Below are 19547 nucleotides of genomic sequence, written 5' to 3' on the forward strand. Positions count from 1 at the left end.
AAGTCCCCCCTAATTAAATATATCTTTTTTACACCAACTAAACATAGCCGCTATTGCACATCCTCCTAAAATTGTACCATTTATCAGGTAAAATGTTCCTTTCCCCTCACTTAATATTCTTAGAATTGATCCACTTCCAATTACAAAATAACTTAATTCTTCATTCACATATAAACTTGCTACTAATAAACCAACTATTACAAAATACGTAATGATAGCGTTTTGAAACCATAGACTTACAAAACTACTCAACATTGTTAAAGCACTTGCTATAAACCATAGTATTAAATAATATTTTACAGTATATAAAATAGAAGCATTCGCACTATAAATGACTTGTTTATCTAAAAAGAATGTCTCTTCTGCACGCCTTATAAAAAATGTTCCATATATATAACTCTCAATGAATGCCATTAACAAAAACAAACTTACAATGCTCATTTGAGCAATCCATTTCGCCAATAATAATTCCCATCTACCTACGGGACGAATCATAACAAGCCGATACGCACCAGATGAAATTTCACTATTAAAACTATCAATAAATAAGATTGGAAAAATTAATAAGAATAACGTAAAATACCATTCTCTTGTAACTGCGACAGGAAAGTTTAAATTACTTAAGATTGCTTCTGTTCCTTTTGTATCATAAATAGCAACTCCAAAAGTATGAACCCATACGCTATGCAAAATAAGTAGCAGCCCAAAAATAACTATTAATGCTTTCGTCTTTTTTCTATTAAAAATCCGTTCAAATTCACTTATAAGTATTTGTCTCATTCTTCACACCTCACACAAAATTATCTTTTTTCCCTATCCAATAAACTGTTACAGTATTACAAACAACAATGTATAGTAGTAAAACTACAGATCCAAAAAGAATCATTCTTGAACTACCAGATAAAGATATAGCAATTCCTTCATGTTGCAATTTAATTAAAGAAGAATAATTAATATAAAGAAAAGTCGGGGATTGGCCTATCACTAACGCCATCGCTGGGTATCCAAAGGAAAATATAATGAATCCCATACCGAGAAGAGTCGCACTTGTTGTCGATTTACTTATAACCGACAGCATAATTAATATGCTAGCCATTGCTACTAAAGTAAGATAAGCAATTCCGTAATAAGAAATACAGTATAAGAACACGCCAAGTGCATTCGTTTTTTCCGTATGATAAAACAAAAGAATATTCGGTTCATGCTCAAAGAAAATATAGCCAATACAATAACTGCAAATAAAATAAACACTTATAAATAGCAAACTTACCGCTACTATCGTAATTATTTTTGCAATCAGAACCTCCGAATACGTATATGATCTTTGGATTACCATCCTAATTTGACCGCTATGATACTCTTGAGCAAACACAAGAACAATTAAAACGAGTAAAACAAGATTACATATACTCATAAGCATTTCAGATAATGCAAGGACAGGGAACGAATTCGCATATGTATAATCAACCGCTATCCTTTCGACCTCTTGATTATGTTTTAAATAGTACTTAGCAGCCCCAAGTAACATCACTGGTATCATCAAAAAACAAAGCCATGTTACTTTCTTCGCCCAAAGCCGCTCCCATTCCGAGCGTACTAACATCATCATGAGCTCATCATCTCCACGAAAATATCTTCTAATTCTTTATTCCTTCCTTGCAATTCTTCCGTCGTTCCCCGCCATATTAATGATCCTTCTCGAATCATGACCCATGAATCACACATAAGCTCCAATTCACGAATTAAATGACTAGAAATGAAAAAAGTAATGCCCTTCTCACGCTGTAAATCGAGTACAATTTTACGAAGCTGCTTAATTCCAACTGGATCCAATCCATTAGACGGTTCATCCAAAATGATAAAATCTGGATCCCCAAGAAGTGCCTGCGCAATCCCTAAACGCTGCTTCATCCCTAACGAATACGTACCAACTTTATCGTCAGCACGATTTTCTAAACCGACGATTTCTAATACTTGCTGCACTTTATTTTCAAGAACTTCTCCACCAGTACGTAACGTAATCCTCCCTAGATTCCGCAAATTTTTTCGTCCTGACATATAAGGGAAAAAAATTGGAGCCTCTACAATTGCGCCTACATGCTGAAGAGCTTCTTTCCGATTTTTTTGTACGCTAATACCATTAACTAATATCTCTCCTTCATTTGGTCGAATTAACCCCATAATTGTTCGAATAAGAGTTGTCTTCCCAGAACCATTTGGCCCAACAAAACCACAAATCTCATTTTTATAAACAGAAAAAGACATATGACTTAGCAACGTTCTCCCCTTCACCTTTTTCGTCACATCTCTTACTTCTAAAACCGCTTTTTTCATCTCTACCGCCTCCTTACTCTAAGAATAGAAGGTAAAAATAAACAATTTATAAACAAATAAAAAGAAGTTACCCTCACGGCAACTTCTTTCCCATATACCCCATCCAGTATCAATCGGATTATATCAGCGATTTTTCAAATATATCGACGATTTCTCCACTTATATCAGCGATTTTTTCATTATATCGACGGTTCGACACAGGATATCGACTTACCGACATTCTTCGACAATTAAGACGCTCAACATACCCTATCCCCCAAGCAATTTACTGCCGAACTCTACGATTAAAAAGATAATTAATAGGATCGCGAGTATTTTTAATGCTACATATGCCACTTTAAAAACAACATAAATGAGCAAGACGATTAAAATAATCGTTAAAATTTCCATCTAGAATTCCTCCAAGCTTTGCTCTTCACATCTTATTTTACTCGCCCCACACTTTTTATGGAACGGCATAAGACGACATAGAAAAAAGAGGATACCTCACCCATCGTAAGATACCCTCTTCTTTAGCTGCTCAAACCATTCTCTCTCTAATTGTAAATATCCCATTTCACTCTTCTCAGCGCTCTTCAATTCTTTATCGGCTTTCTTCATATAAGTACGGGACGCTTCCATATCACCCTCTAAATATTTAACAATCGCTTGTGTACGATAATATCCATGTAAGTCTATTTTTGTAATAGCCCTCCCATGTTCCTTTGCTTCTTGCAAAGAAAGACTATCCATCTGATAAAGGGCTTTATATAAAAGATACCAACTATGAAAACTACTAACGAAATATTTATTTTCCTTCGTTACAGGTAGTTGAACAACTGTTTCTATATATGGTATTGCTCTTTCCATTCCTTCTTGATCGGCTCTAGCATAAAAAATGAGCATAAGTCCACTCATTATATCTCTTATACTTTTATCCTCTTTTACTTTTTCCTCACTAAGCTCTATTAATCTCTTATCCCAATCTTTCGGCCTCTTATAACTAAATAACTCACTTGATACTTGAATGTTATATAAATGCTGCTTAGCCTTTTCATCATCTTTAATTAAAATAAGAAATTGCATGCCATCACTCAAAAACGTTCCTTTTATCGGTACGATTGTAGCTGTAAAAATGACAAAGTGTAAAACAGAAAAATATAAAAGATATTGATAATAACTCACCATGTATATGTAACCGGAAGTAATACCAAATAATAAACTCGTAATCGGTCCACCTAAAGTCATCCACGCCCATTTTTTCGAAAGATTCGGTGTCTCTATAGAAGGCGGCACTAACATCGCCACGCCTCCAAAGTACATCCACAATTTATTTTCTCGAATGCGTACTTTCCCCTTCTCTTTTTGAAAAGTAATCGGCCCTACTGTCATAAATTTAAAATTCAAACCGCCTATTAAACCAACTACTACATGTCCTAGCTCATGAATGGCTAACACTAACAATGCAATTCCAACTATTGCCCATAGGTTCAAAATTACTTCTAATTTCCCAGTTCGGATTACTCCGTATAAAATGGACAGAATTAACGCCGCCGTCATAGAACCAGCTGGCCTTCTTAAAATATCCACCTTTTTCTCCCCTTAATAAATCATTTTTCTATGCATTTCGTACATAAATTTTCCAAGATGCAATATCCAAATAAATGAGATTAAGCCAATTAATACAAAATTGATATCACTAGCCACCGTATATATAACGGCAGCCCACCATACATATGCCAATATTGTATTCGTAAATTCATATGCTTTATATCCAGCCTCATGCACAATATGTTTTAATCCTTCATCTGCGTTTTTCGTCCACATTTTCATAGATTCCATATATGTTACACCTTGTTCAGGATATAGCTTATTATAACGATTTTTTGTTATGAGCCCACTAATCACTACAATAGTTAAACAAACGATAGAAGCTACTAAATTCCACACTGCAAATGAAACATTTGTATCCTGCAACAGTGCACGTCTACATGCAATAACTGCATATACAAACCATGCTTGCGTAACTATATCACCTACACGTAAATATATACTTATAATGCCTAATTTTCTGCCTTGTACACTCTCCTCTTCATCACGTGCCTCCGCTAACATACGTGTATTCTTCCAAGTGTAGTACATCATTAAGATTCCAAAAATGGTGCATATACCTATAAATGTATTAGATGATAATTTTCTCGGTTCATCCGAGAGTAAATCTAAAGCTATATAAGATGTTAAAAACCCACCCATCATACTTAATGCCATTTTCCCCACAAAATCAAATTGTTTTTTTCGCTTACTCTTCACCATCATCTTCCCCCTCCACCAACATAAATATTTCCTCCACCGGTACGTTGAAAATTTGTGCAATTTTTAACGACAATACGATAGATGGTGCATAATCCCCGCGCTCAATTAAACTAATCGTTTGCCGCGATGATCCAATCGCTTTCCCTAAATCCCCTTGTGATAAACGATGCTTTGCCCGCAATTCTCTCACTCGATTTTGAAGCTTCATGTCTTCCCTCTTTTTCATTTATTTAATCAAATTGTAAATAATACCCTTATTTTTGTCAATTATAATTGTCATTTTGACGTTAATAATTGACAATTATAACCTATGGGATTTTAAACTGATAAACAAACAAAAGCTTATTAAAATAAAAAAGGCAGTGCATCTGCACTGCCTCCCTAATTTTTGACATAGAATGGATTCCATATTAACTTGCGTTTTGTAAGAATGCTCGTTTTAACTGTTTGCGGAAACGAACTCCTAACGTAATTGCTACAATCGCAATCACTCCAAAAATAATTTTACCAATGTGACCTTCTAGCGCTCCAAAAATATCATGTAAGTTTCCACCTAACCAGTAACCACCGATTAAGAAGAATGATACCCAAAATAGAGCACCTGAGTAAATTGTAATTGCAAAACGGCGGAATGGTAAGTTAATAATTCCTGCAAAGTATCCTGTAAAGTGACGTACACCAGGAATAAAGAAACCGATAAAAATCAAGAAGTATCCATACTTATCAAACCACATTCTTGTTAAGTCGATTTTTCTTTGTGTTAAAAATACGTATTTCCCATACTTTTGAACAAAGGGCATTCCTAATTTATTTCCTAAAAAGTATTGGATTGTCATTCCTACACTTGTCCCAATAAAGGATAGGATAATTAAAATCGGTAAACTTAAATCACCCTTATGTGCTAAAAATCCCGCATATGCTAACGTTGGCTCTCCCGGAAACGGAAGTGCAATATATTCTAACAGCAAACCAACAAGTACAACATAGTACCCGTATTGCTGAAATAATTCATGAATCCATTCCATGTCATCTCTCCTTTCAATCACGTGCAACTTCTTACTAATATTGTATAAAAAAATTGTCGAAATAACTATCACAATAGCTTACATTTTTATTACATTTTTGTAAGGCTCTCACTAAACTTTTACGTTCATTATGTACTCTCATTTTAAAACAATTTAACAAGTATACACTGCGAAAAATCAGGACCTTAATATGCACTTTTTATCCATTTTTTAACACTTAAAAATCGTTATATTTTGTTCTTAATAAAAAACCACTACAAACTCATACTAACTTCATATTAGCTTCATATACGTATTGTAAGATTATATCGGAATTTGTTGAAAAATTTAACCAATATATGACTAAACATTAATTTGAATAAATATTAATCGCTTTTCGAAATTGAAAAAAGGGTGAATAAAAAATGGAAGCTTATAAAATGCACGATTTTATTAATACAAATGTTGAATCTCACCAAAATGAAACCGTTTTTAATTTGCACATATGTGAAACAAATGAATTTGACGTAAGTTTAACAAAGTCTACAACACTGTCTTTTATCGTTTCAAAAAAGAACATTAAGATTGTTACGAAAAAATGGATTAATTCAAATCAAGAAAGCATGATTGGCAAAAGCTACATCATTCCAACGAAAGCTTTCCACTACTTCTTACCAATTATTTCTGAAACTGAAGATGAATTAAATATTCAAATTCAAAGTTTTGGACTACATGGCGAACTTTTATTAAATGAAAGATTACTTATTGATAAAAACAACAAACACAATGCCAAAATTACTACCTTCTTTGAAACATTAGATGAAAATGTAAATAAAGTATTACGAGGATTGCAAATTCATTGTATGTAAGACTACTACAATAGTAAAAAGGAGAACATAATGAAAAAACTATTATTAAGCGCACTATTATCATTAGGATTTTTAACTATTCCATTCACAAATGCTGAGGCAGCTGCAACAAATGATCAGCTTATCGTGAATACACAGTTAAATAAAATGGATTATTATCAAAACGGAAAATTCATAAAAAGTTTTACTGTCGCTACTGGAAAGGCAGCTACTCCTACACCTAAAGGTACTTTTCAAATCGTAAATAAAATTAAAAATCGTCCTTATTACACAGGCAAAATTAAAGGCGGCGATCCGCGCAATCCACTTGGTGACCGTTGGCTCGGACTAAACATGGCAGGAACTTACGGAACAACTTATGCGATTCATGGTACGAACAATAATCAGGCAATTGGTAAGTGGACAACACTAGGTTGTATTCGTATGTATAACAATGATATACACTGGTTATTTGAGCGTATTCCCCAGCAAGCTACTGTCACTGTAAAATAACCTCAAAGCGCGATTTACGTGTAGCCAAGAATTTTATGTCTTGGCTTATTTTATTTCTTCATTTACAGTAGCAAAACAACTGTATTTACATATATAATAGGAATAGATTGTGTTAGGTAACATCCAAACATTGATAAACATGGATATTAAAATTATACAGTTATAATATTTTATAAATTTTATAATACATACTATAATAGAATTACTGTAATTCTTAAATATTCAGTTTCACTAAACAACTCCCCTTGCTACTTTCATGATTATTTTATGGCAGGGGCTTATTATATGTATAAACAATCTGAGTCATCGAAAAAATGATGAATTCGAATATTGCAGTTAAAAGCGTTATTTAGGAGGTGTTACTATGACGCATATACTGGTGATTGAAGACAACCCAGATATACAAGAACTAATTCGTGAATTTCTAATGGCACAAAACTTTACTGTTGATGTCGTTGGTGCTGGAACAGAAGGTATACTTCTTTTCCAAAAAAATTCATACGATCTTGTCCTCCTTGATGTGATGTTACCAGATATAGATGGCTATAGTATTTGTAAAATTATGCGAGGACAATCTGATGTACCAATCATTATGTTAACAGGCTTACATAATGAAGAAAGTGAAATTAAAGGATTTGAATTAGGTATTGATGACTATATTACGAAACCGTTCCATTACACCGTATTTATTAAACGTGTAGAAGCTGTATTAAGAAGGGCAGCAACGAAGGAAGCCGAAGCTGCGACTATACTACAATTCCATGAATTGATGTTAAATTCTACAGCATACGCCGCTTATGTTCATGGTAATCAAATTGAATTGACAACAAAAGAATTTGAAATTATTTATACTTTACTGCAAAATCGAGGAAAAGTATTATCAAGAAGTGATTTGTTGAATAAGGTATGGGGCTATGAACATTATGGTGATGTAAGAGTTATAGATACACACATTAAAAACTTACGAAAAAAATTAGGAATTCCTTATATTAAAACGGTGAAAGGCATTGGCTACAAAATCGAATCGTAGCAAAGACAACATCACCAAAAATATTTTCATCAAAACCTTATTATTTTGTATTCTTTTATCACTTTGTCTTTATCAAGTTATTTACTTCTTAGCTTCAAACTACGATAAAGAACGTTTTGCGAAAGAAAATGGAACGCATACTACAGAACAAGCGGATTCAGATAAACAAAACGACCAAAGTAAAACGAATCAAAATAAAGCTGTATCACAGGGGGACATGTTTAATTTCCAATCTGCTATTATAGATTATAATTCTCTCTCTACAGCTATCAATCACCTTTTGCAGCCTAGCCAAACTGCAAAAGCAAAAGAACATACTCAAAATATTTCGGGGAAAAATAGCGCTTCTGCTCCACTTACAGAAACGGAAAAGCAAGTCGCTACTAATGATGCCTTACATAAACAAAATGCAGCAAGTAAAGCAAATGATGCACAAGATAATCCAAAATTAACAGATGTACTGCAGCAATTAGCTCCACATATTGGCGCAACAATGCTTGCACTCTCTCTGCTTGGATCTTTAATTTATGCAAAACTAATTGCTAAACCTTTTCAATATATGAGTGATGCTTTAAAAGATATTATGAATCTTGATTTCTCAGATAAAAAGCTACTCAACAAAAATACTGATCAAACAGATTTTAATTTACAAGTAGCTGCTTCACAAATACCAAACATAGTGAAGAATTTGCATGCGAGCAATCAAGATTTAAGAAATGAACTCAAAAAGGAGCAACAATTAGAACAATCCCGTAAAGAATTTATGTCTATGGTTTCCCATGAATTAAAAACACCAATCGCAGCCGTTATGGGACAACTAGATGGCATGATTCACGGAATTGGAGCTTATAAAGATAGAGATAAATATTTAAAACGTTCCTATGAAATGATGCAAGACATTAACATATTAACGGAAAAAATGTCGGAATTATCCAAAATACAAAACCCTCAATTTAAACCTGATTTAAAAGTTATCTCATTAACTAATATTATTGAGGACGTTATGAAGAAAGTAGATTATTTCGTATCTGTAAAGCAGTTAAATGTTCAATCTAACATTAAACAAGATGTACAAGTTTTAGCTGATCCTAAATTTATTCAAACTGCCATTTTTAACATTATTTCAAATGCAATTCATTATACAATTGACCATCAGCATGTATATATAAAGCTTTATGAAAAGCCAAACGGTTACGCATTAGAAGTATTAAATACAGGTTCACAAATAGATGAGGATAAACTTGCCCATTTATTTGAGCCATTCTATCGCGCAAACCCTGACAAACACGGCTTAGTACAAGGTAGTGGTCTTGGGTTATACATTGTAAAACAAATACTAGATAAACATCAATTCCCTTATGGTATACAAAACACGCCTCAAGGTGTAAAATGTTCTATTGTATTCCCAAAAGCAATGTAAAAACCTACTACAATTTCATATCCCAAATTCATACTTCGTATGAGTGGCGGAATTTTGTAGAGTATATGACTCTGTTTCGTTCGCCCGTTATCCTTATTTGGATAGCGGGCGTTTTTTATTATGTAAAAGGAGGATTTTCATGGAGAAATTTAAGTATTCATTACTCGTTTTATTCGGAGCTTGTAGCTACGGCGTACTTTCAACTATTTTCAAACTCGGATTCATTGATGGATTTTCAGCCCATCAACTATTAGGAGGTCAATATGTCTTCGGATGGATCGGTCTTCTTCTGCTCGTTCTTTTCGTTTCACGTCATAAAGTAACAAAAAAGCAATTCTTTTCCTTACTAACAGTTGGCACAACGATGAGTATGACCGGTATCTTCTACGCTATTTCTGTAGAAGAACTACCAGCATCTATCGCTGTCGTCCTACTTTTCCAGTTCACATGGATTGGTGTCGTTATTGAAGCCATTGCAAATCGAACATTTCCAAGTCGTGAGAAAGTTATATCTATCATTATTTTATTTACTGGTACATTGTTTGCAGGCGGTGTCTTTGAAGGCCTCGGACAAAACTTTTCCACAAAAGGTATGATCTTTGGTCTATTAGCCGCTGTCTCTTTTTCATTCTATGTTTTTGCAAGTGGACGTGTTGCTACAGAAGTTCCGCCTTATACGAAAAGCTTTCTTATGACAACAAGCGCTACTCTTATCGTATGTCTATTCTTCCCGCCAACCTTTTTAACAGACGGTGCTTTGCAAGATGGCCTATGGAAATATGCTTTCTTCCTCGGGTTGTTCGGCGTTGTCGTACCTGTCATTTGTTTTTCAATTGGCGTACCGAAAGTAGGAACAGGACTTGGGACAATACTAGGAGCAGCTGAATTACCAACAGCGATTATCGCTTCTATTACACTTGTACATGAAGTCGTAACGTTTATGCAGTGGATTGGGATCATCTTTATACTACTTGGGATTTTCACTCCTCAGCTACTTACCGCTAGGAAAGAAAAGAAACATAGTAGCGTGCATAGTGCATAACAAAAGACCTTTCATGTATTTGAAAGGTCTTTTTCTCTATCTCACTTTACCGCTCCATATAGCTTTTCTATCTCATGCTCAATTTGTTTTACATCAATCCGTTCAAATAGTGGCTGTACACTATCAATTCTATTCGGCAACGTGTTTTGAGGCTCCCAATTTCGTTTCACAATTGCTAATGTGTTTCTAACTCTTTCACATGAAAATGGTAAAAACGGTTCAAGAAGATTTACAAAATTAGCGATGAGATACACACAATTATAAATCGTTTCTTCGCATGAAACTGGATCATCCTCCCTTTCTTTCCAAGGCTGCCTCTCATCAAAGTATTTATTTGCAAAACGTACTGCATCAAATATTGATTCTAGCGCCACCTTAAATTTAGTTTGCTCAATCGCCTCTCCTACATGTTTATATAATCCTTCTATTTTATCTTTCAGCTCTACATCAATACTTCCCTTCGGCACGATACCACCATAGTACTTTTCAATAAATTTTAATGTTCGGTTCACAAAGTTTCCGTATGCACCTAACAATTCAATATTATGACTGTAAATAAATTCCCGCCATGAAAAGTCAGTATCACGATTTTCTGGTGCGTTCCCTGTTAAAAAGTAACGAATAGAATCCGGATCATAGCGTTCTAATATATCAGGCACCCATACTGCCCAGTTTTTACTCGTAGATAATTTTCTTTTTTCCACTGTTAAATATTCATTCGAAACGATATGACGAGGAATTGCCCCTTCTCCTATTCCAAGCAATACCGCTGGCCAAATGACGGAATGAAACGGAATATTATCCTTTCCGTGCACATAATATGTTTTCGCTTCTCTATCCCAAAACTCTTGATCATCTTTCCCTGTTTTTTCAGCCCAATGTTTACTCGCCGAATAATATCCTGTCACTGCTTCAATCCATACGTAAATTTTCTTATCTTCATACCCTTCTACTGGAATTGGTACCCCAATTGGTAAATCACGTGATACAGCCCTATCTAGTAACCCTTCCTTTACGTATCTTTCTGTTAGCTGAATTGCATTGTCGCGCCATGTTCCTGTTTGTTTTGCTGTTTATACAGCCGCTTTGATTTGCTCCTGAAATGTATGCAATGCGAAATAGAAATGCTCTGTTTCCTGTACGGATGGTGTACTACCACATAACTTACATTTCTTTTCTAACAAATCGAGTGGATCTAAAATAGCTGAACACGCATCGCATTGATCTCCTCTTGCTGCTTCATGACAATGCGGACATATTCCTTCTACATAACGATCAGGTAAAAACTGCGTACACGTTTCACAATATGCTTGTTCCACTGTTTTTTTATAAATATGTTCCTCTTCTAATAAACGTAAAAAAACTTTTTGAACCGTTTTATGATGGTGCTCACTATCTGTACGTGTATAGCAATCATACGTAAAACCAAGGTTACGAAAACATCGCTGGAACTCTTCATGATACTTATTAGCAATTTCCTTCGCCGTCACACCTTCTTGTTTTGCCCGAATTGCAATTGGTGTTCCATTACAATCACTTCCCGACACATACAACACATTCTCACCTTTTGCCCTGTAATAACGTGCTAAAATATCTCCAGGTAACAAACTCGCAATATGCCCAAGGTGTAATGAGCCATTTGCATATGGCCAAGCTCCTCCAATAAAAATACTCATCTTACATTCCTCCTTTTAAATATAAAAAGCCCTGCCCCTATCTAAAAAAAAGATAAGGGCGGGGCTGTATAAACAGTCGCGGTACCACCTTATTTCGCCAATTACTCACATAATTAGCCTTAACAAGTACGGAGCTATATGCTCTTATACTGTGGTTTTGATAACGAGTACCAACTCTCGTCGCCGCCTACTATTATCATTTCATAAGTTCAGGACGAAGCTCAAAGGCCATTGTTCAAATGAATATTCTTGCTTCTTCTCAGCTACCGAAGCTCTCTGGACAGAATGATTTCATTCTACTTTTCCTTTTCAACGCTTTTACGTATAACAAGTATTGTACGAATTAATAACAGAAAAATCAAACTTTTGTCCGAAAAGAAAAGGAAATCCCATCCTCCCGCCGAATACCTATACGTTCACAAAAGGAGTGATATGATTGAGTCAAAAACAACTAAGCGCGCGTAATGAAAAAAGCTGGAATGCAGCTGCTTATGAAGCTTGGACGAATCGCCACGGGGCGCCAGCAGATTATGCAAAAAAGCTTATGGAAGATCCCATGCGCGAGGTAGATCACTATTTACCTTACATACAATCTCCGAAAGGAAAACGTATTATTAATTTACTCGGGTCAAAAGGAAATAAAGCTGTTGCTCTCGCCCTTTTAGGAGCTGACGTAACGGTTGTTGATATTTCAGCAAGTAATGCAAAATATGCAAATGAACTTGCGGACGCAGCAGGTGTCTCTATTCAGTATGTCGTTTCTGATGTATTACATGTGCAGCTATCAGAGTCATTCGATGTCGTACTGCTGGAACTTGGTGTACTCCATTACTTTCTCGATTTAAAACCGCTTTTTCAAAAAATTGCTACCTTGCTTAAGCAAGATGGAATGCTTATCCTTCGTGACTATCATCCTGTTTACACGAAATTATTAGGAGTCGACCACCCATCATTTCAGGCCAATGGAAATTATTTTGATGAAGAATTGATTGAAGATGATGTTGCTTATAGCATCCTTCTTACAGAAGCACAGAAAGAATCGCTACCTAAAACAACTATCCGTCGCTGGACGCTAGGAGAAATCATTACAACGCTCGCGGAAGCACATTTTAAAATTGAAAAACTAGTTGAAGAACACGGGGCACATCAAAAATGGGTCTTCCCTCCTACTGCACCGGACGGAATGGAAGAACGTGTGCCAGGTCTATATACATTAATTGCAACAGCATGCAAAAAGGATCCCTTCACGGATAGGATCCTTTTTGCATGCTCACGCATATAAGTTGAGGTTGGAGATTACCATAATTCTGTAGAATAGGACACAAGATATTTCAACATTTCGTCTCTGACTTACGTCGTCAAAAAGGGGTATGACCAACATAACGAAGAGTAATGTTATTAGTTGATACTGATAATCGTTATCAACTAATTAGAAGTATACATGATGTTTTTTCAAATTACAATAGCATTTCTAATTTTTATTTATGAATTTTTCGATATACAAATGTATACATTTTAAGAACATTTACTCATATCAATCTGCCATATTCCATTATCTGCTATAATTTTCATTGAACAGATTAATAACTTCATAATAATGTTTTTATTAATTTCGTTCTTAATATTTATAAATTATAATAAATAGTTTTTAAAGGTAGGGGTAACGATGAAATATGTTAGCATTCGAAAAAAACTACTCTTCACACTCTTAAGTATTTGTTCCTTATTTAGCATTGCTCTTATTGTTATTCTTTCATTCGCTATGAATCAAGCAAATGAAGTCGAAACCTTAAAAAATGATGTATCAAAAAGAGCAACCATTTTAAAAGAACGTGGCGATTGGTTCCAAGCACAAGTTGCGGGCTTACAAGAATATTTACTATCACATGATCAAAAAGGATTGGATAAATTCAACCGAGAAGGAAAAAAACTAGCCGATACGCGTGAAAAAGTAACTAGTGATAAAAAACTTTCGGAAGGAATGAAAGAAGCCATTTTAATGGGCGGAAAATGGCGAAGCGTCATAGATAATGAAGTCCTCCCTCTCGCTCGCGAAGGAAAATGGGACGAAGCATCCAAAATCGCTTTAGCTCAAACTGATTATGTAAACGACCTTTTAAGTCGTTTTACGAAATATGCAAATGAAGAAAATGATAAACGTGACGCATTAATTGCTGACGTAGAATCTTCTTCATCTCTTATTCAATATATTATTTTCTTCTCACTTATTACATGTACAGTAACATCTATTTTATTAGCATGGTGGTTCTCTGGTAAACTCGTTAAACCGATACGACAAATTGATGAGAAATTAAAAGAATTAGCTTCTCAAGATGGCGATTTAACTGCTAGATTACACGTAACGAGTAAAGATGAAATTGGTGATATCGCCAATTCCTTTAATCAAATGCTCGCTAACTTACAACGTATAATAAAACAAGTGCAACAAACATCAACAAGTGTAAAAGAAGCGTCTGAAAATGTGTTTATCGAAACAACTGCTTCTATGGAAAACACTGCAAAAACTGAAGAAACTATGAATGCTCTCGAACACAATATTCGTTCCCAAGTTTCCAGCATCGAAGAAAGTTCAACTGCAATGGACGATATGGCAACGAGTGTTCAGCGTATTGCAGAATCCGCCTCTTCTGTTGCTAGCCTAGCTGTTACAACTTCAGAAAAAGCTGATAGTGGTAATAAAGTCATTGAGAAATCTATTACACAAATGCATACCATTAATGAAGCTGTTAACGCTACATCACAAGTAGTAGAGCGACTCATTACACATACAAATCATATTGATACTGCACTTCAATCCATTTCTAATATCGCGGAACAAACGAATTTACTCGCTTTAAATGCTTCTATTGAAGCAGCCCGTGCTGGTGAACATGGAAAAGGCTTCGCTGTCGTTGCTGATGAAGTACGAAAACTTGCTGAACAATCTCAGCTAGCAGCAACTGATATTAACCATTTACTTCATCAAATTCAAGCAGATACAAAAATAGCAAATGAAATGATGACACAAGGTCAGTCAGAGGCTTCTGAAGGCATTACAGTCATTCGTACTGCTGGATCTTCATTCTCAGAAATTGTTAACCACATTAACAAAGTCTCTACACAAATGCAGGAGGTGTCTGCAACTGCTGAAGAAATGGCCGCAAGTTCTGAAGAAATGAATGCAGCTTTAAATAACATCGCTTCTATTTCAAATGAAGTTGCCGCTGAAACATCACAAACAGCAACTTCAGCTGGTGACCAAGTAAACAAAATGAGTGTCGTTGCTAAAAAAGCAGCTGAAATGAAAACGACCGTACAAGAACTTGAAGTTCTCGTTTCTCATTTCAAAACAAATGCTTAAAGTGAAAAAAGAGAGATTTACAATCTCTCTTTTTTCACTTTAAAATATCTCTTTCTATCTCTCATTCCGTCTGCTATAATTCCTAAAGGAAAGAAGAAAGCTTTATTCCAGACGGAGTAAAGCTTTCTTTCAATTTTTTACATTAATTAATTCTAATACTATGATTTCACAAAGGAGGATTTTATTATATGAGTTTTATTAGCATTCGAAAAAAACTAATGTTCATGATGGGAACGATTTGCGCTTTATTTGGAATCGCCTTAGCTTTTATTTTATTTTTTGCTATTGATCAATCTCGTCAAGCTGAAGCATTACAAAAAGAGATTTCCCCCCTTGCAACACAATTAAAAGAGCGCGGGGATGCTTACCAAGTACAGCTCTCTGCTTTAAGAGGGTATTTATTACAGCACGATCAAGTTGAATTAGACAAATTTAATGAAATGAGTAAACTTCTTGAAGATAAGAAGAATGAGCTTCTTTCAAATCCTAATCTTTCTCAATCTGTGAAAAGCACAATGGAATCAGGATCGGCTTGGAGAAAATTTATTGAAGAAAAAGTTTTCCCTCTTGCAAAAGAACAAAAGTGGGAAGAAGCTTTACAAGTAGCTTATGCAGAAAATGGTACTGTTTATAAAGTAATTGGTGACTTCACAAATTATAGTAATGAACAAGCTAAGCTACGTGATCAATCTATCGCAAAAATTGATCAATCTTCACTACAAATTGAATATGTTGTCTTCTTATCACTTGTTATTTGTATTATCGTAGCTATCACACTTGCATGGTGGTTCTCTGGTAAACTTGTTAAACCAATTCAACAAATTGATAGCAAGCTAAAAGAATTATCATCTCAAGAAGGTGACTTAACAGCCCGCCTACAAGTAAATAGTAATGATGAAATTGGTACGATTGCAACATCATTTAATAAAATGTTAGAAAATCTACAACATATTATTAATCGTGTTCAAAAAACATCTGTGGAAGTACAAAACGCTTCTGAAAATATGCTAGAAAAAACGAATATATCACGTGAGGCAACAATAAAAGTTCAAAGCTCGATGTCTAGCTTAAATGCAAGTATTCAATCGCAATCTGCTAGCATGGAAGAAAGCTCAACCGCAATGGACGATATGACAGTAAGTGTTCAGCGCATTGCTGAATCTGCTTCATCTGTAACTGAACTTGCTGTAGCTACATCTGAACAAGCTAACGATGGAAATACTGTTATTCAAAAATCTGTTTCACAAATGACAACGATACACGACGCGGTAAATGCTACGTCAGAAGTGGTCGAACGTCTAATCACTCATACAAAATATATTGATACAGCTGTACAATCTATTTCTAATATCGCAGAACAAACAAACTTACTTGCTTTAAACGCCTCTATTGAAGCAGCTCGTGCTGGCGAACAAGGAAAAGGTTTCGCTGTCGTAGCTGACGAAGTTCGAAAACTTGCTGAACAATCTAAAACAGCGGCAACAGATATTAACCAGCTACTACATCAAATTCAACAAGACACTGAAACTGCTAACTCTATGATGTCACAAGGCCGTTCGGAAGCATCTGAAGGCATTCATGTTATTCGTGAAGCTGGCAATTCTTTCACAACAATTGTAGAACAAGTAAACAAAGTATCTACTCAAATGCAAGACATCTCAGCAACTGCTGAAGAAATGGCTGCAAGTGCTGAAGAAATGAACGCTTCACTGAATAACATCGCTTCTATTTCTACCGAAGTATCTAGTGAAACAGCGGCAACAGCACAATCTGCTGAGAAAAAAGTCGTTACGATGAATGAAATGACACAAACAGCTAAACAAATGAAACAAACAGTTGAAGAATTAGATCAACTCGTATCTCATTTTAAAACTGAATAGCCATTCCAAAAATATTCCTCTTCCAAGAGGAATATTTTTTTGAGCTCATTTCCTGCACTTTATACATATATCCGTTATAATGAGAATCGATATCATTAATATGTAGGGGGTGCTACACATGTCACAACAAGCATTTGAAGAAAAGTTATATGCAAACTTAGAAGCTGTTATTGACCCTGAACTCGGTGTTGATATTATTAATCTTGGATTAGTTTATGACGTTACAGCAGATGAAAATAATAATGCTGTCATTACGATGACGATGACTTCTATCGGTTGTCCAATGGCTGGGCAAATTGTATCAGACGTAAAAAAAGTATTATCAACGAACGTACCTGAAGTCAATGAAATAGAAGTAAATGTCGTATGGAATCCGCCCTGGTCTAAAGAACGTATGTCACGTATGGCGAAAATCGCATTAGGTATTCGCGACTAAATACAGAAAGACCTGACATCCTAGTCAGGTCTTTTTCTCTTATTATTTTACGCCTACTGCATCATAAGCTTTCGTTACAGCTTGTACAGCTTTAGAGTTTTTACCATATAAATCTTCAGCTGACTGAAGTGCTGCTTGACGCATCATCTTAAAGTCAGAGTTTGCAGTTAAATATTTCGTAAGAGCACGGTAATAAATTTTTTCTGTCGCTTCACGGCCTACTCCTGTTACTTTCACGCCGTAATGCTCCCCGCCTTCAGATACTAAATATGCAGCTTTATTGTTAATGCTACTGTTAATGTGAACGCCGCCATTATCAGCTGTTCCAGTGTAGCGCTTATTGTAGTGATCTGGGTAACCTTCACCTGGTTTTAATGGATTCGGAATAGATGCTGGATCTTTCAGAGAGCGAAGTGCATCACCAGGTTTACCAGGTGTATAAATGTCAGCACCTAAATCCCAGCTCTTCTTCTCAACCATAACACCCATAATATCAGATAACGATTCATTTAACGCACCCGGCTCATTTTTATAAACAAGATTTGCTGTATGCTCAGTGACAGCATGCGTTAATTCGTGACCGATAACATCTAGTCCAGCAGATAATGGAATGAATGTTTTACCATCGCCATCACCATACATCATTTGCACACCGTTCCAAGCTGCGTTATTCCAGCTTTCTCCAACGTGAACAGTAGAAATTAGCTTCGCACCTTTATCATCGAAAGAGTTACGATTAAATGTCTTTTTGTAGTAATCATATACTTTCCCTGCATTTACATGCGCATCAACTGCCGCTTTATCTTCGAAGAACTTAGATTTACTCTTAACTTCTTCTCCCGTATACCCAAGAATTTGTGAGAATAGATTAAACCAGTTTTCGTCCATATTCTCTGCATCAAATGTATGGATACCTTGTCCTCGTTTACCATCAAATAAGTTGAATTCTCCTGTTTTCGTATCTTGAGCAATTTCAAATGATTGTTTACCGCCCAATACTCCGTAACCAAATCCTGTAATGTTATCTACAGCGTTATATTTCTCAATCACATTTCCATTTGTCGCATCAACAAAGTAATGCCAATACCCTGGAGCTGGCTTTGAAATCGATGCTTTCACTAAGTATGCAAGATAGTAATTCCCATCTTTTTCATACACATATAAATCTTTTTTCACACCGTCATAATTCTTTACTTTACCAACTTCTTTTTCAATATCTGCCTTTGCAATTGTTTCTGCTTGCTCTGCACTAATCTTTGCAAATGCAGGAATATTTTTATCCTCCAAATTCGGAATAACTTGTCCGAAGAATGCTTTTACATTATTCTCTTTATCTAGTGTAACTGTTTGATCTGAACCGTACACAGGAATATTATTATGTTTCTCAACTAGCTTCACGTGTGTTGTACCGGATTCAGCATCTTTTTCTTCCCCAACGACATTAAAGTGTTTATCCATATTTCCTGCTAATTTGAACATATCTTTCTTACTCTCTAAATATTGAAAGACCGTTTCTTTTTTATCTAGTCCTTCCGGTGCTTTCCATTCTTCACCTATGTATGCAGGCGTTTTAAATTCTTGATGGTATTGAATTTTTTGTTCTTCCGCTTTCGTTGTCGTTGCTCCAAATGTTCCAAATCCCCCGGCGATAACAGTTAACGCTAATGCTGATGAAATGACTTGCTTTTTCACTATAACATTCCCCATTCCC

Annotated in this window: 18 protein-coding genes, 1 pseudogene and 1 other annotated feature; of the genes and pseudogenes, 9 read left to right on the forward strand and 10 right to left on the reverse strand. The window is 35.3% G+C overall.

What is annotated here, in order from left to right; all coding sequences use genetic code 11:
- Positions 1 to 9 precede the first annotated feature (9 nt).
- From ACTFRN_RS23830 to ACTFRN_RS23865, 8 genes are all read right to left on the reverse strand, one after another.
- The gene (locus ACTFRN_RS23830) at positions 10 to 780 is read right to left on the reverse strand and encodes an ABC transporter permease (protein WP_049113723.1); all 771 of its coding nucleotides are present in this window, start codon (positions 778 to 780) and stop codon (positions 10 to 12) included.
- Positions 781 to 790: 10 nt separating this feature from the next.
- Positions 791 to 1609, reverse strand: coding sequence for an ABC transporter permease subunit (locus ACTFRN_RS23835; protein WP_016718855.1), 819 nt, complete (start codon positions 1607 to 1609; stop codon positions 791 to 793).
- Positions 1606 to 2334 carry an ABC transporter ATP-binding protein gene (locus tag ACTFRN_RS23840; RefSeq protein WP_049113727.1) on the reverse strand — a complete coding sequence of 243 codons (729 nt, stop codon included), beginning with the start codon at positions 2332 to 2334 and terminating at the stop codon, positions 1606 to 1608. Before ACTFRN_RS23840 ends, ACTFRN_RS23835 begins: the two co-directional genes overlap by 4 nt.
- 249 nt (positions 2335 to 2583) lie before the next feature.
- Positions 2584 to 2724, reverse strand: a complete 141-nt coding sequence (locus tag ACTFRN_RS23845) for a DUF3985 family protein (protein WP_000404784.1) — start codon at positions 2722 to 2724, stop codon at positions 2584 to 2586.
- Between the two features lie 96 nt (positions 2725 to 2820).
- Positions 2821 to 3873, reverse strand: coding sequence for a M50 family metallopeptidase (locus ACTFRN_RS23850; protein ID WP_049113736.1), 1053 nt, complete (start codon positions 3871 to 3873; stop codon positions 2821 to 2823).
- A gap of 42 nt (positions 3874 to 3915) precedes the next feature.
- On the reverse strand, positions 3916 to 4626 hold the full coding sequence (locus tag ACTFRN_RS23855; RefSeq protein ID WP_000240935.1) for a DUF3169 family protein: 711 nt from the start codon (positions 4624 to 4626) through the stop codon (positions 3916 to 3918).
- Positions 4613 to 4834: a helix-turn-helix transcriptional regulator gene (locus ACTFRN_RS23860; RefSeq protein ID WP_000776164.1), complete on the reverse strand. Its 222-nt coding sequence runs from the start codon at positions 4832 to 4834 to the stop codon at positions 4613 to 4615. Before ACTFRN_RS23860 ends, ACTFRN_RS23855 begins: the two co-directional genes overlap by 14 nt.
- A gap of 202 nt (positions 4835 to 5036) precedes the next feature.
- Positions 5037 to 5651 carry a DedA family protein gene (locus ACTFRN_RS23865; RefSeq protein WP_000454756.1) on the reverse strand — a complete coding sequence of 205 codons (615 nt, stop codon included), beginning with the start codon at positions 5649 to 5651 and terminating at the stop codon, positions 5037 to 5039.
- A gap of 404 nt (positions 5652 to 6055) precedes the next feature.
- Here ACTFRN_RS23865 and ACTFRN_RS23870 point away from each other — a divergent pair, with 404 nt between their 5' ends.
- The 5 genes from ACTFRN_RS23870 to ACTFRN_RS23890 all read left to right on the forward strand — a co-directional run bounded on the left by ACTFRN_RS23870 (position 6056) and on the right by ACTFRN_RS23890 (position 10483).
- Positions 6056 to 6499, forward strand: a complete 444-nt coding sequence (locus tag ACTFRN_RS23870) for a DUF3978 domain-containing protein (RefSeq protein WP_000388750.1) — start codon at positions 6056 to 6058, stop codon at positions 6497 to 6499.
- A 30-nt stretch (positions 6500 to 6529) separates the two neighbouring features.
- Positions 6530 to 6991 (forward strand): L,D-transpeptidase, encoded by a 462-nt coding sequence (locus tag ACTFRN_RS23875; protein ID WP_000735048.1) that lies wholly within the window; start codon positions 6530 to 6532, stop codon positions 6989 to 6991.
- 364 nt (positions 6992 to 7355) lie between these two features.
- Positions 7356 to 8021: a response regulator transcription factor gene (locus tag ACTFRN_RS23880; RefSeq protein ID WP_000148833.1), complete on the forward strand. Its 666-nt coding sequence runs from the start codon at positions 7356 to 7358 to the stop codon at positions 8019 to 8021.
- The gene (locus ACTFRN_RS23885; RefSeq protein WP_000201975.1) at positions 7999 to 9441 is read left to right on the forward strand and encodes a sensor histidine kinase; all 1443 of its coding nucleotides are present in this window, start codon (positions 7999 to 8001) and stop codon (positions 9439 to 9441) included. Before ACTFRN_RS23880 ends, ACTFRN_RS23885 begins: the two co-directional genes overlap by 23 nt.
- A 139-nt stretch (positions 9442 to 9580) precedes the next feature.
- Complete coding sequence (locus tag ACTFRN_RS23890) at positions 9581 to 10483, forward strand: EamA family transporter (protein WP_000410497.1); 903 nt, start codon at positions 9581 to 9583, stop codon at positions 10481 to 10483.
- Positions 10484 to 10524: 41 nt separating this feature from the next.
- Here the strand turns inward: ACTFRN_RS23890 and metG are convergent.
- Positions 10525 to 12159: pseudogene (metG, locus tag ACTFRN_RS23895) on the reverse strand (methionine--tRNA ligase).
- Between the two features lie 51 nt (positions 12160 to 12210).
- Positions 12211 to 12481, reverse strand: a binding site (T-box leader).
- Positions 12482 to 12595: 114 nt separating this feature from the next.
- Here metG and ACTFRN_RS23900 point away from each other — a divergent pair.
- The 4 genes from ACTFRN_RS23900 (at position 12596) to ACTFRN_RS23915 (ending at position 17836) form a co-directional block, all read left to right on the forward strand.
- Positions 12596 to 13441, forward strand: coding sequence for a class I SAM-dependent methyltransferase (locus tag ACTFRN_RS23900; RefSeq protein WP_088106301.1), 846 nt, complete (start codon positions 12596 to 12598; stop codon positions 13439 to 13441).
- 384 nt (positions 13442 to 13825) lie between these two features.
- The gene (locus tag ACTFRN_RS23905; protein ID WP_049113734.1) at positions 13826 to 15520 is read left to right on the forward strand and encodes a methyl-accepting chemotaxis protein; all 1695 of its coding nucleotides are present in this window, start codon (positions 13826 to 13828) and stop codon (positions 15518 to 15520) included.
- Positions 15521 to 15708: 188 nt separating this feature from the next.
- Positions 15709 to 17400 (forward strand): methyl-accepting chemotaxis protein, encoded by a 1692-nt coding sequence (locus tag ACTFRN_RS23910; protein WP_000008435.1) that lies wholly within the window; start codon positions 15709 to 15711, stop codon positions 17398 to 17400.
- A 118-nt stretch (positions 17401 to 17518) separates the two neighbouring features.
- The gene (locus tag ACTFRN_RS23915) at positions 17519 to 17836 is read left to right on the forward strand and encodes a metal-sulfur cluster assembly factor (RefSeq protein WP_000082521.1); all 318 of its coding nucleotides are present in this window, start codon (positions 17519 to 17521) and stop codon (positions 17834 to 17836) included.
- A gap of 42 nt (positions 17837 to 17878) precedes the next feature.
- Here the strand turns inward: ACTFRN_RS23915 and nprB are convergent, their stop codons facing one another.
- Positions 17879 to 19528: a neutral protease NprB gene (nprB, locus tag ACTFRN_RS23920; protein ID WP_014893422.1), complete on the reverse strand. Its 1650-nt coding sequence runs from the start codon at positions 19526 to 19528 to the stop codon at positions 17879 to 17881.
- Between the last annotated feature and the right edge of the window lie 19 nt (positions 19529 to 19547).

The sequence above is a fragment of the Bacillus cereus group sp. MYBK245-2 genome (assembly GCF_051916145.1).
Classification (GTDB): domain Bacteria; phylum Bacillota; class Bacilli; order Bacillales; family Bacillaceae_G; genus Bacillus_A; species Bacillus_A pacificus.